Here is a 17,050-nt window from a genome sequence, read left to right as displayed (position 1 = left end):
AAAGTTTATTTGTTTTTCGCTCTCAAATGAAATAGATCGTTTCCCCTAGAAAGTCTTGTAAACCCGCACAATAAAGGTTTCTTTATTTTTAACAGGTATTAACAATAGCCTACGTTGTTTTCGTAGTAAATATTATTACATTTGGTCTTTCAGACATTTTGAAGATACACATGAAAAAATTTTTCTTAATACTGCTGTTAAGCGTTTTTAGCCTGAGCTCTTTTGCCCAGAACGTTTTAAGCCTTTTTAATAAGGCCAATACCTTTTTCGATTTGTTTTTTGAAAACAAGCTCGATGAGGCTCACAATTATTTCTCTGATGAGGCAAAAACCAAAGTTTCTACTGAAAATCTAAAGCAATTGGCTAATCTGCTCGAAAGTAGATTAGGGAAAGTAAAAAGCATAGATGCCATACAGAGCAAAAATCAGGGTGATTTTTTTGCGGTAATTTTAAATGGAGTTTTTGAGAATGACACACAGGATTTTGTAATGCTGTTTGATAAAAGCGAAAAAATTGTAGGTCTGCAACTCCTTCCTAAAGCCATTACTTACCAAAAGCCTTCATATGCAGACACAAATGTATATGTAGAAAAATCTACTTATATCGAATTTCCTAATCACCAGTTAGCTACTGTCATCACCACACCTAAAAATGTAAAAAGTTTTCCTGTAGTGGTTCTGGTACACGGTTCTGGTCCTAGTGATATGGACGAAACCGTTGGCCCGAACAAACCTTTTAAAGATATGGCAGCTGGTCTGGCTGCAAAAGGTATTGCTACGGTAAGATATGTTAAAAGAACTTTAATTTATCCAAATGATTTTAAAGGTGCTTTTACAGTAAAAGAAGAAACATTGGATGATGCTGTTTTAGCGCTAGAGCTGGCTAAAAAAATACCAGGAGCAGATTTGAAAAATATTTATGTTTTAGGACATAGCTTAGGCGGTATGCTTGCACCCAGAATTGCTACATTAGTATCTGATTTAAAAGGAATTGTACTAGTTTCAGCCCCTGCCCGTAAACTTACCGATATCATTGCAGACCAGAATAAATACATGTTTGAGCTGAGTAAAGATACTTCTCAGGCCATGAAAGATGAGCTTCAAAAGGCTATGACCGAATTGGAGAAAACTAAGATTACCAAGTTATTGCCAAACATGAAACCAGACTCTGCTATTGGCGGATTACCTGCTTCATACTGGATAGACCTCAATAATTACGATCAGCTTGCTACAGCAAAAAAACTAAATAAACAGCGTATATATATCTTACAGGGCGGAAACGATTTTCAGGTTACAGAAACTGATTTTAACATCTGGAATAATGAGCTTGGCAAAAAGAAAAACGTAACCTTAAAGTTATACCCTGAATTAAATCACCTCTTAAGTGTGCAAACAGAAAAAGGCAATATTATGCAGTACCAGAAACCTGCAAACGTAAGTGAGCAGCTTATTGATGATCTGGCCAATTGGATTAAAGCGAATTGATATCCTGTTCTGCAATCCAACTGAACCAATTGCTTACCATAAATTCATAATTTAAGATACGAGGCACGTTGAAACTATCTATTTGTTTCCATGTGCCTTTTTCACATACAAACTCAGGTGTTTCATATCCTGTATTTTTTGCCAAAGCCGTATAAAAATCTGCTCTTGTTGGATGGTGTGGGCAAACTGCGTGATAAATTCTTCCAAACGCATTTTTAGCTAATAATTGCAAGCAAATGCCAATGCAATCTTCCAATACAATAAGATTAATTGGAGCTTCTCCATTAGGTATATGATTTCGTCCTGCAAAAAATTTAGCCAGATTTCGTCCTGGACCTATTAAACCCGCAAAACGAATGATAGTAGTTTCAAACTTAGTATTGCTATTAAAAACTGCCTCAGCTGCGAGCAATGCCCTCCCGGCATCCGTATCAGGTTGGGGTATAGAATTTTCGTCAACCTGAGAGTTTCCATCTTCAAAAATGCCTACAGAACTAATAAAAACGAGATGCTTTACTTTTCCTTCAGCTGCTTTAACCACTGCACTCATCTTCTTAGGATATTGAGATACATCTTCGGATTTGGCACGTGGTGGTACACTTATGAAAAGTACATCAACATCAAAAAAATCAGGAGGCAATTCTCCAGTATCATTTAAATTAATCTGATAAGGCCTAATTCCGGATTCTTCTAACTCTTTCAACTTAGCGGTACGGGTAGTTGAGCCTTTAACTTCATAGCCTGATTTTACCAAAGTTTTGGCAAAAGGCAAACCAAACCATCCACACCCTAAAATTCCGACTGTTCTATTTTCCATTTGTTTGCAAAATAACATAATTCTAAGTAGCAGTAACCATGAAAGATTTATTCTGTAATTTTAAGTCGCAACTCTAACAAAATATAAAAAACATGAAATCATCAATTAAACTAGTTTTAGTACTTTTTGTACTGGTTATTTTGGGTGAAAATATTAAGGCCCAAGGCATAAAAATGCCTCAACCCAGCACATCGCAAACCATTTCGCAGGATTTTGGTTTAGGAAAAATCACTGTAAATTACTCACGTCCAAACGTTAAAGGACGTAAAATATTCGGCGCATTAGAACTTTATGATAAAGTTTGGCGTACAGGAGCAAACTCTGCTACCGTAATTAAATTTACTGATGCCGTTAAAGTTGAAGGTAAGGATCTGCCAGCTGGCGAATATGCTTTATTTACCATCCCCGGAAAAACGGAATGGACCATTATTTTTAACAAAGGTGTTAAAGAATGGGGAGCTTATACTTATAGTGAAGCCAACGATGTATTACGTGTAAAAGTGAAACCTACTATCCTGAAAGAAAAGGTAGAAACTTTCACTATCAATTTTGCCCATGTATATGATACTTCGGCGCAAATGCAATTATCGTGGGAAAACACTTTAGTAAATGTTAACCTTAGCACTTCTATTGATGAAAGAGTAATGGCCAGCATTGCAGAAGCAATGAAAGGCGACAAAAAACCTTACTTTCAATCGGCAATTTACTACTACAGTAACGGAAAAGACTTGAAAACTGCATTAGGATGGATGAACGAAGCTGAAAAGGAAATGACAGATGCTCCTTGGGTTAAACTTTGGAAGGGCAGAATACAATTGAAAATGGGTGATAAAGCTGGTGCTGCAAAATCGGCAAAAGAGGGTATTGAGATCGCTACCAAAATCAAAAATGATGAATACATTCGTTTGAATACCCAATTATTAGACGAAACGAAGAAATAATATCATTTCCAGAAAATAATTTAAAAGGCTCCTAAATTGGGAGCCTTTTTTCTTTTAAGCTACTGAACATACTTCACTGCTTTTTTCTTCGATGAACATTTGCAGCAAGTAAGCAATGATCACTACTGATAAACATCCAATTACATTTAGCCATAAATAGGCAACTACTTCTTTAAATCCTAAAATACATACGATCACTTCTGCTAAAATAGCCGCATAAAAAACAGCTCTGCCTCTAACTTTTTTCAAGTAAAAAGCCACCAAAAACACACCCAAAATAGTTCCGTAAATAAAGGATCCCAGAATATTTACCGCTTCTATCAAATTACCAATTTTACTGGTAAACAAAGCCATAACCACACAAACCAATCCCCAACCAACCGTAGCCCATCTTGAAGCATTTACATAAGCACCATCGTTACCACTTTTATTAATCAATCGCTTGTAAATATCTACTACCGTGGTGGAAGCCAAAGAGTTTAAAGCACTGGCTGTCGAACCCATCGACGCTAGAAAAATGATTGCAATGAGCAATCCTATCAATCCTTTTGGAAGATACTGTGTTACAAAACTTAAGAAAATATAATTGTTGTCATTGGTAGCTGCATCCGCATCATTCTTTATCATTAAAGCCTTCAATTCCCCTCTAATGACTTTACCTTCTTCATCATATTGCTTTACCAAGGTACGTTGTTGATCAATCAAAGCCTGATTATGGGTAGCTAAAGCAACATCCAATTTTTCTACTTCTTGTTTCTTTTTTTCAAAAAGCTGATCGTGTTTTAACTGGATATTTGCCAGTTCAGCCCTATGCTCACTATGTTCCAGTTTATGTAATTCATAACTATTAAAAAACAGTGGTGCTTTGTTGTATTGGTAGAAAGTAAATACCAAAACGCCAATCAGTAAGATCAAAAACTGCATAGGAATTTTAACCAAACCGTTCATTAATAATCCCAGTCGGCTTTGCCCTACCGAAGAGCCCGTTAAATATCTACCCACCTGACTCTGATCCGTACCGAAATAAGACAACTGCAAAAAGAAACCACCAATAATTCCGCTCCAAACATTGTAAGGATTAGTCCAGCTAAAATCGAAATCAATGGCATTAGTGCGACCCATTTTACCTGCAATATTAATCGCCTTACTAAAGCCAACACTTTCAGGCAGCAGATGTACCACCATTACGCCTGCTGCAAATAAGCCGCAAAATATAATGGTCATTTGCAATAGCTGTGTGTATGAAACTGCTTTTGTCCCTCCAAAAACCGTATAAAAAATAACCAATCCTCCCATAAACAAAGTAGTATAGGTCACATTGATATTTAAGATGGTGGAAAGGATAATGGCTGGTGCGTATATGGTGATTCCTGTAGATAGTCCACGTTGTATTAAAAATAAAAAAGCAGTTAATGCTCTCGTTTTAAAATCGAAGCGTTGTTCTAAAAACTCATAGGCGGTATATACTTTCAATCTATGAAAAATAGGCACGAAAGTGATGCACAATACAATCATAGCCAATGGCAAGCCAAAATAGAATTGCACAAAACTCATCCCCGATGAATAAGCTAAACCGGGTGCTGATAAAAAGGTAATTGCACTAGCCTGTGTAGCCATCACCGAAAGACAAACAGTGTACCAGGGCATACTTTGACTACCTAACAGATAAGCGTCCATGCTTCTGGTACCACGACTTTTATAAACACCATAACTCACTATTCCCAACAGGGTAATTAGTAACACTGCCCAATCTAAATTACTCATTGAAAATATTCAGTAAAAGCGTAAAACAAAGCAATAAGTAGCACCAACCAAAATAGCAGCAGGTAATAAAACTGTTTCCAGCTTTTTACAAATGGGGGTAGTTCGTTTTTACTATGACTCATTTGATTTTTATGATTACCTTGATGACTTGTATTTCTTATTTGTAAGTCGTTTAAAATTCAGACTTCTTTCTCCAAAATTAATGAGCAAACCTATTTCCAAATTATAAGCTTCTAAATAATTAATTGCTTGCGCAAAATGTACGTCTTCTATCTGTGTTCTTGCTTTAAGTTCTACAGAGATAACACCTTCAACCAAAAAATCAACTCTTCTTGTACCAATTCGTTGTTCCCTATAAAAGATGGGCATTTCAAATTCACGACTAAAGGAAATATTTTCCAACATCATTTCAATTTCCAACGCTCGCTGATAAATTGCTTCCTGAAATCCATTGCCTAGAGCGCTGTGAACATTCATCGCACAGTGTATAATTTTAGAAGTTAACTCTGAATATTTGTACTGTTCATTAATCATAGGAAATCAATTAATCAGAAAAATCATAGTGGCTTTGCTAATAAATTTGCGAATAAACGATAAGCTCCCGAAACACCTGCAGGCAGTTGCCTGAAAAATGATAAAGAAGTGTAAACAAACTTGCCTTTACCATAGTTAGCAATCAGGAGCGAACCATCGTTAGCCGCTTCGTTCGTATCATTCATCTTTAAAACCGTTTCATATTTAGGATCAATATCTTCTGCAAAATACAAGCCTCTTTCCTGTACCCAACCTTCAAAATCTTTACTGGTAATTTTATTAGGATAATTCAGCGCAGCATGAGCTGGATTTGTGAAGGTTATTATCGCATCTTCTTCGGTAACCCGTTTATTTACCAGTTTAAATGGATATGGACCCAAATTAGTTGACTTCAATCCATTGTTCACATTGTATTGCTCCAATAAAACACCTCCATTCTTTACATATTCCATCAATTTAGGATAGATGTTTTTAACCTCTTCGTTCACATTGAAAAATCTTATCCCAGTCACAATCGCATCGTAGGTAGAAAGGTCATTAAGCAATACTTGCGAAGGGTTCAAATGTACCACCTGATATCCTGCTTGTTGTAAGGCATTAGCGACTAAATCTCCTGCACCATCTATGTAAGCAATACGTTTTCCTGCGATTTTCAAATCGGCCACTTCTAATTTAGCAGTAGCTTCTGGAAAAAGATTGATATTAGGAATATGGTCGTAACGAATGGTTCTTAGTCCTTTATTTTCCGTCTGCCCATTGGTTTTTACTTGTAAATTGAGTTTTCCGGTAATTGATGCCACACTTGGAGTAATTTGAAATACCACTAATTGTGCATCACCTTTTGCATTAAACTTAAAATTGATTTTCTCTGGACTAGTCTTCCATCCACTTGGTAAAATAGGGACAAGCTCACCTTCCACATTCTTGGTAAAACTTTTCAGGGTTACTTCAATGTTTTTTGGTTGTTGGTTCACAAACAAATAAGCCTGATCACTCAAGGTAGCTGTTACCTGTGGAGCAATTACCAACGGCTGGTAAAGTTCTCCTTTAATGGGGTCTGTAGATTTGTATAAAATTGGCAAATCAAGTTCAATCTGCTCATTGTCCAATTTAAAAATTGCTTTTGCAGTTAGGCTGTTGGGATTTTCCGGATAGCCAACTTCCTCTTGCTGATCGATTATATAATGCCCAATTGGATGTTCTTTTTTGAGGTAATATGGCTGAGTAATGTCTGATTGGTTTGCTTTAATACCGTATTTAATAGAAGACATGCGATTTTCTTGCAAATCAAGACTCTTACCATTTACCGAAGCTTTTACTTTCAATGGGGTGGCACCTCTGTAAATAGCATTTACCGTAACCGCAACTGAATCGCCTACTGCATAACTTGCTTCAGGAACCACTGCTTCGGCCCATAAACCTGCACAAGCAGCAATCACTTCGTCTAATAATTGATGATTAAAACCTTGCTCTTTAGCCGCCAATTTTTTTAACTTCAATAAATCTGGCAAAGATGCTGCTGGTTGACTAAGTTGATATTGCTGCTGGATTTTTGCTAAAAGATTGATGATTTCTTTATTGCCCACAGTGATATTAATTCCATCAAATAATGAAGTTTTTGCAGGTTCTCCAGCAGTATGGCTAAAAAACTCAAAAGCTTCGCCACGTTGCAAAGCCGAACCAAAACCCTGGCTTTTATGATTGGTGCGGCTAATGGCGGCAATCTCACCATAATTTCTTCCCAAAAGGGAATTATAAACTCCTACATTGATCTTTAACTGATCAGGTGCAGTCGTATTATTTCCGCCAAAATTGTAGGTATTCCACAAAATGCGTTTGGCCTGCCATACGCTTACACCATTTTTTAATTGTTCTGGAAATCGCTTTGGATCCGCAGCAGCCACAAAAGCTTCCCTAGCTATAATTGCAGAAGCCGCATGATGACCATGACCAGCTCTCTCATCCTCAGGAAAACGGGTGATAATTACATCAGGTCTAAATTTTCTGATGATCCATACTGCATCAGCTAAAATCTGTTCTTTCCCCCAGATCTTAAAAGTTTCCTCCGAGGTTTTGGAAAAACCAAAATCATTTGCCCGACTAAAAAACTGGCCAGCCCCATCAACTCTCCGGGCCGCCAATAGCTCCTGTGTTCTGATTTGTCCTAAGAGTTCAGCCTGTTCGTTTCCAATTAAGTTTTGCCCACCATCTCCTCGGGTCAGTGATAAATAAGCTGTTCTTACTTTAGCTTCCTTGGCCAAATAAGCCAGCAACCTGGTATTTTCATCATCTGGATGGGCTGCGATATAAAGTACACTGCCTTTTACAGACAGACTAGCAATGTCTTGTGCTATTTCAGCAGCATTAAGCGTACCAGGCATTTGCATTTGTGCGCTTACAAGACACGGCAATAGCATAGCAGCAAGGAAAAGTCTTTTGACGTTCATTCTATATTGGTTGTATGGCTAAAATAGCTAAATTTTACTAAAGCTTTTGAAATGGAACACTGTTTGCAGAACTTATCGCATATTTTTACAAGTTGCAGATATACAAATATTTTTTATTCAAATAGAAGCCTAGCTTTCTGCTGATTAAAACAGCTGTACACTTGCGACTATTTTAAACTACACACATATGAAAAATTTAGTTTTAGCTTGTCTTATCGTTTTAAGTTTGGGCTCATGTGGCATCAATAAGCAAGCGCAGCAGATTAGAGCATTAGAAAAATGTGAATACAGGGTTATTGATGCCACAGATATTTCTTTGGCGGGTACTGATGTAAAAAAACTGATTAATGGTAAAGCAGTAAATCCTGTAAACCTCCCCGGCATTGCACTAGGTTTATTGAGGAAAGATATTCCATTAAGAGCAAGACTTAACTTAGAGATTACCAATCCAACAGGTGACTTGGCAGCCATCAACAATTTTGAATATAAAATCCTGATCAATCGACAGGAAATTGCAAATGGCTTTGTTGATCAATCTGTAAATATTGGCAGTAACCAGTCTGTTAGAGTTCCTCTGGTGCTAAACACAAATGTTTACCAGTTCTTAACGGATAATAAAATTATTGACGACATTTCTTCATTCATTGCCGGAGCTACCAACGGATCTGAAAAAAAAGGTCTGGTTACGCTTAAAATAAAACCTTCTATAAGGGTAGGAAATGAACTCATTAAATACCCTGGATTTATTACCATCAATAAAGAAATTAGCAGTAAAATCTTGCTATAATCTTTTCATTAAAATACAAGTCAAACAGGCTCTTATTAAATGTGTAACAGGCATTTTAATAAGAGCTTTTTTATTTTTCATTTAAACGTGCAACATTTTTAAAGGCGTTGCGTCTAAATATCAAATGTCTTTTTGAAGAAAGAATTTATGATATTCTACAGTTTGCATGCAACAGGCTTTTTACAACTAAAGAATTAATTATATTACGAATTAACCGTAGATTTAAACCAACAACACTAAAACCACAAATAAACCTACATGAGAAGATTTACCCTAACTGCTATACTTGTAGTATGTGCCCTTATTACGTTTGCTCAAAAAGGTACTGTAACCGGAACGCTTGTAGATAGTGTTAACACGAAGAGAACTTTAAATTATGCTACTGTATCTGTATTTAAAGGTGCTGATACCGTATTAAGTACATATAGACTTTCTGATGATAAAGGTGTTTTTAAGATCAACAATTTGGAGCTTGGCGTTAAATACCGCCTTGTAATCAATGCGTGGATGTATAACATCGTACGTAAAGAAATAACGGTAGAAGCTGGGCAGCCTAATCTAAATTTAGGCACTATAGCCCTGAGCGAAAAAACCAATACACTGAATGAAGTAGTAATCCAATCTGAAAGACCACCTGTTATTGTACGCAAAGACACCATAGAATTTAATGCCGAATCATTTAAGACTTTACCTAGTGCGGTAGTAGAAGATATGTTAAAAAAACTGCCTGGTGTAAGCATAGACAACGATGGCAATATTACAGTAAATGGCAAAACTGTAAGTAAAATATTGGTTGATGGCAAAGAATTCTTTGGTGGAGACCAGCAGATTGCAACCAAAAATCTTCCTGCCAATATTATCGATAAGATACAGGTAACTGATGATAAAGATGCAAAAAGACGTGATCCAGATATATTAGCAGCAAATACTCCACAAGTGATCAACCTTAAGCTTAAGAAAGCTATTAAAAGCGGGGCTTTTGGTAAACTTTATGCAGGTGCAGGCATAAAAGATCTTTATGAAGCCGGCGGTATCATGAACTTTTTCAGAGATACCACACAGGTTAGTGTATTGGCCTATGGCAATAATGCCAATAAACCGGGCTTTAACATGAGCGATGTAATGCGTATTGGTGGCTTTCAAAGAACGGGTGTAAACAGTGTTATGATTAACTCTGAAGGTGCTTATTCGCTTAACGGTATTTCTTTTGGCGGCGGTATGTCTGGTGGTGTGCAAAAATCAGCAGGAGCCGGTGCTAATTTTAACACGCTTACTAAAAAAGGAACAAAGATTAATGCCAAATACTTTTTTGGGCAGGGTAATAATCTTACGGAACGTTTCACTGATGTTGAGCAGACTTACGACAACAATAATCGCCTGTTTACAAATAGCATTAGTAACCAGGACAATAACAATTACACGCATAACTTTGGTGGACGTATAGAAGCCAAATTAGATAGCCTTACACAACTTACCATTGAACCTAGCATCTCACTTGGAAAAACCAGAAATTATAGTGCAACTTCAACCTCAAATCAAGATTCAAATAACCAGAAAATAAGCGATGGAAACAGAAGCTCGAATGTTAAGGGGCTTTCTACAGAATACAATCTTTCTACCAATTTATGGAAAGACTTTAAAAAAGCCGGCCGCTCATTAAACATCTCTCTTAATGTAAGTAAAAAAGAGAATGACAATGATGATTTCAATTTCAATAATACTAATTTTTTCAACCCTATCTCTTCAACTACCAGAGACCAATTAAGAAATACCAACATACGTAACTTTAACACTTACTTAAGCTTAAATTACAGTGAGCCTTTGAGTAAAAAATTAACTTTAGGTATTGTTACCAATGGTAATTATATTGATAATGAAAATGCTTTGAGTACGTTTTATAAAAATCCAGCCAATCAGGCTTATGATATTGCCATACCAAACTTATCAGAAACGGTAATGCAAAGTGGTTTTAAAACCAATACCCGCGTAACCCTTAAATGGAAAATAAACCAAAGCTTTAATATACAACCGGGTATTGTTTTCAATACGATAGATTTAGAGAATAAATTCTTAAACAACCCTCAAATTAACCAGAATTACACCTTCTTTGCACCTCAGTTAACGGTAAAATATAAAGACCTTAACCTGAGTTATACACCAAGTTTCAGGGAAGCTGATATTTCATATTTACAACCTGTACCGAACAATACCGATAATTTATTTAAGCAAAATGGTAATCCTTATCTTAAGCCCTCTAAAACACATCAGATTAACCTGAATGTTTATAAATATGATACCAAAAGAACTTTGAGCTACAACGCTTATTTAGGAGGTAGTATTCAGAACGATGGCATTATCATGTCAAAAACTATATATACTGATGGTAGACAGGAAAGTACACCTGTAAACGCAAATGGCATATGGCAATTCCACGCTAACGGCAATCTTTCTAAAGACTTTAAAAATAATCCTAAGTTCCAGTACAACCTTAACACAGGATTCTGGTCTAATTTTAACCGCGGTGTAGTTCTGGTAAATAATGAACGTAGCCACAGCAACATTTTACAATTTGGCCCAAGAATTGGTGGTCGCATCAACTTAAATGATAAAATAGAGTTTAGTGAAACCTACAGCGTTACCTTTAACAACAGTAAGTATGAAACTGAGTTCTATAAGAATCTAAGTTATACTTCTCAGAATTCAGATTCAGAATTGATCATCCGTTTCCCTAAAAAGATCGTTTGGGAAACCACTTACCGCTTACAATATGATAACCAAAAAATACAAGGTTATAACAATACTCAACAAATCTGGAATGCTGCTGTTACCTTATTGTTCATGAAAAATGACAGGTTGCAATTAAAAGCCTCTGTAAATGATATCCTGAATACCAACTTAAGAAATTATGCCTATATAACCGCAAACGCATTAAATACGATCAGGACAAACAATCTGGGTCGTCACGGTTTGCTTACTTTAACTTACAATATCCAAAACTTTGGAGGTAAGGTAGGCGGAAGAGAAACTATGTTTAGGTTTTAGCGTAGTTTGATTAATAATAAAAGGCCGCAATTGCGGCCTTTTTAATTTTTATATTTTTACGAGATTTGCTCTCCTTTTTGTAGTTTTTCTTTCCTCTGATCCTGCCATAAATAGTGCATCAAAGTATTCAGAACAACCGCGTTCCAATCATCATGTAAGCTTAAAGCTAGCTTTTTCTTCCCATCATGCATATCCTGTATATGCAACATTCCTTTATCCTGAAAATACCTGATGTTTGTCCATGGCACTACCGTAGTTTTAGTTTTACCCCAAAACCAGGTTTTATAAGGCATTACAAAACCCTGGTGATCAAACTTGGCATTGCCTACTTCCAGTGCTTGCTGTTCATTAAGCTGGGTAATAAAACGATTCACCAAATGCTTTTTCACATTTTGCCATAAACCAGACATGATGTAATAATAAGTATGATCTTCGGCCAGCATTTCTTCAACTTTAGTGCTGCTAAACTGAATATGAACTGTTTTGCCATCTTTACTTTTTACCTCTATTGCATATATCTTACGCTGAGGCTTTTTAGCTCCACCAATTAAAGAAACGCCATATTTTACGGCATCAATATCTTCGCAACGAATAGTAGTCTGATCTACCTGTACAATATCTGAATTGATTTTTACCTTTTGTTTTGAATAAGGGATTACAAAATCTACATCAAAGTTATGTTGTTCCATATGGCTAAGTTAAAACTATTTTAATTACAAAAAGCAAAAAAACTTTTAGAGGTTTAAGCCCAGTCTGTATTTACGCAAGGTATCTTTTGCAATATCATAACCTGCGTCGGCATGACGAATTACGCCCATTGCCGGATCATTATGCAATACTCGTTTTAATCTTTTTGCAGCATCTTCGGTACCATCGGCAACGATTACCATACCTGCATGTATAGAATAACCTATGCCTACACCGCCTCCGTGATGCAACGAAACCCAGCTTGCTCCTCCTGCAGTATTGATCAGCGCATTTAAGATTGGCCAGTCTGCAACTGCATCAGAACCATCTAACATAGCCTCTGTTTCTCTATTAGGTGAAGCTACTGAACCTGTGTCTAAATGATCACGACCAATTACAATCGGTGCTTTAACTTTACCTTCGGCAACCAGTTTATTAAATGCCAAACCGGCTTTTTCACGTTCGCCCTGGCCTAACCAACAAATACGTGCCGGTAAGCCCTGAAAAGCAATACGCTCTTGTGCCATGGTAATCCAGCGGCGTAAACTTTCATTTTCTGGGAATAGCTCCAGGATAACCTTATCGGTTTCATAAATATCTTGCGGATCGCCACTTAAAGCAGCCCATCTAAAAGGACCTTTTCCTTCGCAAAACAATGGTCTAATGTAAGCCGGCACAAAACCTGGAAAATCAAATGCATTTTTTACACCAACTTCCAGTGCTCTGCCTCTCAGATTATTTCCATAATCAAAAGTGATGGCACCTCTTTTTTGCAATTCAAGCATTTGCTGTACATGTTTGGCCATGGTGGCATAAGAACGTTCTACATATTTGTCTGGGTTTTCAACTCTCAGTTTTGCGGCTTCTTCAACCGTTAACCCTTCAGGGAAATAACCGATTAAAGGATCGTGAGCAGAAGTCTGGTCGGTCAATGTATCAGGTGTGATATTTCTGTCTATTAAACGCTGCAACAACTCAACAGCATTGCAAACCACACCTATTGAAATGGCTTTATTTTCAGCCTTGTATTTTAAAGCACGATCTATGGCTTCATCAATATCATAAGCAATCTCATCAATATAACGGGTTTCAAGACGTTTTTTGATACGCCATTCTTCTACATCTGCCGCAAGACAAACACCTTCATTCATGGTAATGGCCAAAGGTTGTGCTCCACCCATTCCGCCTAATCCGGCCGTAACATTCAATGTACCTTTTAAGCTACCGTTAAAATGTTTACGTGCCAATGCTGCGTAGGTTTCGTATGTTCCCTGTACAATACCCTGAGAACCGATATAAATCCATGATCCGGCAGTCATCTGTCCGTACATCATCAATCCTTTATCTTCAAGCTCATCAAAATGTTGCTGTGTAGCCCATTTTGGCACCAATTGTGAATTAGAGATCAACACTCTTGGCGCATCTTTATGTGTAGGTAAAATGCCAACGGGTTTACCCGACTGAATTAAAAGTGTTTCATCTTCTTCAAGGCTCTTTAAAGCTTTAATGATCAACTCTAAACTCTCCATATTACGGGCAGCTTTTCCTCTGCCTCCATATACAATTAAATCTTCTGGACGTTCTGCCACCTCCGGATTAAGGTTATTAAGCAACATTCTTAAGGCTGCTTCCTGTATCCATCCTTTACAATTGAGTTGTGTACCGTTAGGGGTTTGATTAACTTTTAGGTTCATATCTGGTGTTTATATATAGTAATAGTTAAGCCTTTTGTTACAAATAAATGCGCGTAAAGTTATTATTATTTGCTTAATTTTGTGCTTAAAGTGAAAAAGCGCAACGCAAATATCAAACAATTTTTTACCATAATCATGTTATGGGTATTTGGTATTGCCATTACGCCATGGGGTGCTTTACACCATCACCAAGTAAATGATGTTCCGGTAGAAAAAACATGTACACACTCTGTACACGTAAAATCTAATCAGGATCATTGTTTGATATGTAAAGCCCACTTTGAAAAAAATTATACCATTGCTTCTTTAAGTTATTATACTTATTTAAGCAGCAAGTTAATGCGAAGAATTGCACCTGTAGTAAGCGGTTCTTTTGTTCAGCTCATCTCTACCTCGCTAAGAGGCCCTCCTGCCTTAAGTTAAACTTTGTATTTTTTTTGCACCCGGCAAAGCCGATGTGCCTTACCTTCAATTAACTAAAGTTTAATATTAATTAGGCGCTGCCTTTTTATATACATGAAAAAATCATTTATTCTTTTTGTCGGCCTTTTTTTATTGGCCTTTCAAAATATTTTTGCTCATCCTGCATTTATTGATATCAAGGGAAAAGTTACCGATGCGGCTACTAAAGAACCTTTAGCTGGAGCAACCGTTTTTATTTCTGATTTAAAAACCACTGTTATTACCGGTAATACCGGCGAGTTTATATTTAAAAACGTACCTGTAAAGGGTAAGTTTCTGGTAGAAGTACGTTATATTGGCTATAAAACCTCTTCTCAATTGATTGATTTTGCTTCAAAGAACGATATTGAGTTTGCATTAGAACCGTCTGTAGTTGAAAGTGCCGAAGTTGTGATTACCGGAACGCCTTCAAGCGCAAACAGCAAAACCAATAGTTTAGCCGTTGTAACGGTAAATAAACAGAAATTGGCACAGGCAGCAGGAACCAACCTGGTAGATGCTATTGCCAAAGTGCCTGGTATATCTCAGGTTACTACAGGTGGTGCCATTTCTAAACCAACCATTAGAGGATTAGGCTATAACAGAGTATTAACCATGGTTGATGGTGCCCGCGAAGAAGGCCAGCAATGGGGAGACGAGCATGGTATTTTAGCCGATCAGTTTGCGGCTTCGAGAGTTGAAGTATTGAAAGGTCCGGCAAGTTTATTATATGGTTCTGATGCACTTGGCGGTGTAATTAATATTATCGACGATTTGGTACCTCCTCCGGGAACTTTTAATGGTAATTTCAATGCAAATTATTCTACTAATGGTGGATTAATGGGTTCTTCATTAATGTTTCAGGGTAATGACAATGGCTTTGTGTACCGTGGCAGGGCTTCTTATAAAAATGCTTACGGATTTAGTTACAAAGACAAAGTAGTACCTAATTCTGGCTATAACGAAACAGATTTCAGTACCATGTTGGGTTTAAATAAAACCTGGGGCTACACTCATTTGAACTTATCGCGCTTTAGCACTAATATAGGACTTGTTGAAAGTGGACCCGATGCCAGTGGCGATTTCTTGGATGAAGATGGCGAGGTTATTTCAAATGATGAGGCAAGACAGCGAAGACTTGAAGTGCCTTTCCAAAATATTAACCACTACAGAGCCGCATTGAACAGCAATATTCTTATTAACGGTGGGCAACTAAAAAGCACTTTTGCTTTCCAGAAAAATATCAGAAAAGAATTTGAAGACAGCCCTACCGAACCGGGTTTACACTTAGGTTTAAGCTCATTTACTTACGATGTTAAGTATTTATTTGCTGGTAACGGTAAATGGGAACCTGCCATAGGTGTACAAGGCATGTATCAGAAAAACGTAAACAGCGGAGATGAATTTCTAATACCAGATTACCGCAGCGATAATATTGGTGCATTTGTTTATTTAAAAAGGAACTTTACCAACGGTGCTATTAACGCAGGCGTACGTTACGATTATAAAAAGATAAACGGCGATGAACTGATAGAAGATCATGGTAACCATAGCCATGAAATCTTTAAAGCTTTCGACAATAAATTTTCTAATCTGACTGCTTCGGCAGGGTTTGCTTTTGAATTAGCCAAAGATTTCAATATTAAAGGTAATATCGGATCGGGGTTTAGAGCACCAAACATTGCCGAATTGGGTTCTAACGGGAAACACGAAGGTACTTTCAGGTATGAGATTGGTAACAGTAGTTTAAAACAGGAGACCAGTCTGCAATTTGATCTGGGCTTAGAATATCACGCAAAAAGTATAACGCTTGGTTTAAATGCATACCATAATTCTATATACGATTACATTTATCTGGCTAATCTTAACAACGAAACTATACAGGTAGGCGATCATCATACGGGCATTACAGAAACTTTACCGGTTTACAGATACCTGCAAACTAATGCAACTTTAATGGGCGGAGAAGCTTCTGTAGATTTCCATTTGGTTAAATCTTTACATTTTGAAAATACCTTTGCTTATGTTAAAGGCACTAATAATGCTACCAACTCGCCTCTGCCTTTTATTCCGGCAGCCAGTTTAAACAATGAGATCAGATTCGAACCCGAAATTAAAGGGTTAGAAGACAGTTTTATTAAAGTGGGTTTAAACAATGTATTTAAACAAGATCGTTTTGATGTTTTTGAAACAGAGACAGATGGTTATACCTTATTAGACGCAGGTATTGGGACCTCTTTTAAAACACCAAAAGGCAAGATTAATGTTTGGATTACAGGACAGAATCTTACCAATAAACTTTATTATAACCATTTAAGCCGCTATAAACTGGCTAATATTTACAATCCGGGTCGTAATGTAAGTTTTGGTATCAATATACCACTGTAAGTAAAAACGATTATTATAATGAAA

Annotated in this window: 12 protein-coding genes; 6 read left to right on the top strand and 6 right to left on the bottom strand. The window is 36.9% G+C overall.

What is annotated here, in order from left to right; translation table 11 throughout:
- Window positions 1-170 precede the first annotated feature (170 nt).
- Complete coding sequence (locus tag MMF97_RS05120) at window positions 171-1,484, top strand: alpha/beta fold hydrolase (RefSeq protein ID WP_243360258.1); 1,314 nt, start codon at window positions 171-173, stop codon at window positions 1,482-1,484.
- Here the strand turns inward: MMF97_RS05120 and MMF97_RS05115 are convergent.
- Entirely contained in the window at window positions 1,471-2,301 is an 831-nt protein-coding gene (locus MMF97_RS05115; RefSeq protein WP_243360257.1) for an NAD(P)H-binding protein, read from the bottom strand. The genes MMF97_RS05120 and MMF97_RS05115 overlap by 14 nt on opposite strands.
- Before the next feature lie 92 nt (window positions 2,302-2,393).
- Between MMF97_RS05115 and MMF97_RS05110 the strand changes: the two genes are divergently transcribed.
- Window positions 2,394-3,242, top strand: coding sequence for a DUF2911 domain-containing protein (locus tag MMF97_RS05110; RefSeq protein ID WP_243360255.1), 849 nt, complete (start codon window positions 2,394-2,396; stop codon window positions 3,240-3,242).
- A gap of 54 nt (window positions 3,243-3,296) precedes the next feature.
- On the opposite strand, the gene MMF97_RS05105 is transcribed toward MMF97_RS05110, so the two are convergent.
- The 3 genes from MMF97_RS05105 to MMF97_RS05095 all read right to left on the bottom strand — a co-directional run bounded on the left by MMF97_RS05105 (window position 3,297) and on the right by MMF97_RS05095 (window position 7,987).
- A complete protein-coding gene (locus MMF97_RS05105) occupies window positions 3,297-5,006 on the bottom strand; it encodes a sodium:solute symporter (protein ID WP_243360253.1) in 1,710 nt (569 codons plus the stop codon).
- A gap of 135 nt (window positions 5,007-5,141) precedes the next feature.
- Entirely contained in the window at window positions 5,142-5,540 is a 399-nt protein-coding gene (locus tag MMF97_RS05100; protein WP_262916090.1) for a GxxExxY protein, read from the bottom strand.
- Between the two features lie 23 nt (window positions 5,541-5,563).
- Window positions 5,564-7,987 (bottom strand): PIG-L family deacetylase, encoded by a 2,424-nt coding sequence (locus tag MMF97_RS05095; RefSeq protein WP_243360250.1) that lies wholly within the window; start codon window positions 7,985-7,987, stop codon window positions 5,564-5,566.
- Between the two features lie 187 nt (window positions 7,988-8,174).
- Here MMF97_RS05095 and MMF97_RS05090 point away from each other — a divergent pair, with 187 nt between their 5' ends.
- Entirely contained in the window at window positions 8,175-8,774 is a 600-nt protein-coding gene (locus MMF97_RS05090) for a hypothetical protein (RefSeq protein WP_243360248.1), read from the top strand.
- 258 nt (window positions 8,775-9,032) lie between these two features.
- Entirely contained in the window at window positions 9,033-11,816 is a 2,784-nt protein-coding gene (locus MMF97_RS05085; protein WP_243360246.1) for an outer membrane beta-barrel protein, read from the top strand.
- A 56-nt stretch (window positions 11,817-11,872) separates the two neighbouring features.
- Here the strand turns inward: MMF97_RS05085 and MMF97_RS05080 are convergent, their stop codons facing one another.
- Both MMF97_RS05080 and hutU read right to left on the bottom strand, forming a co-directional pair.
- Entirely contained in the window at window positions 11,873-12,505 is a 633-nt protein-coding gene (locus MMF97_RS05080; protein WP_243360244.1) for a hypothetical protein, read from the bottom strand.
- A gap of 45 nt (window positions 12,506-12,550) precedes the next feature.
- On the bottom strand, window positions 12,551-14,197 hold the full coding sequence (gene hutU / locus MMF97_RS05075) for a urocanate hydratase (protein WP_243360243.1): 1,647 nt from the start codon (window positions 14,195-14,197) through the stop codon (window positions 12,551-12,553).
- Between the two features lie 90 nt (window positions 14,198-14,287).
- Here hutU and MMF97_RS05070 point away from each other — a divergent pair, with 90 nt between their 5' ends.
- Complete coding sequence (locus tag MMF97_RS05070) at window positions 14,288-14,620, top strand: hypothetical protein (RefSeq protein ID WP_243360241.1); 333 nt, start codon at window positions 14,288-14,290, stop codon at window positions 14,618-14,620.
- 93 nt (window positions 14,621-14,713) lie between these two features.
- Entirely contained in the window at window positions 14,714-17,026 is a 2,313-nt protein-coding gene (locus MMF97_RS05065; RefSeq protein ID WP_243360240.1) for a TonB-dependent receptor, read from the top strand.
- The last annotated feature ends 24 nt before the right edge of the window (window positions 17,027-17,050 follow it).

The organism is Pedobacter montanisoli, assembly GCF_022809115.1.
In the GTDB taxonomy this organism is placed as follows: domain Bacteria; phylum Bacteroidota; class Bacteroidia; order Sphingobacteriales; family Sphingobacteriaceae; genus Pedobacter; species Pedobacter montanisoli.
The sequence above is the reverse complement of the archived record's forward strand: the minus strand, read 5'-3'. Positions and strand labels throughout refer to the sequence as shown.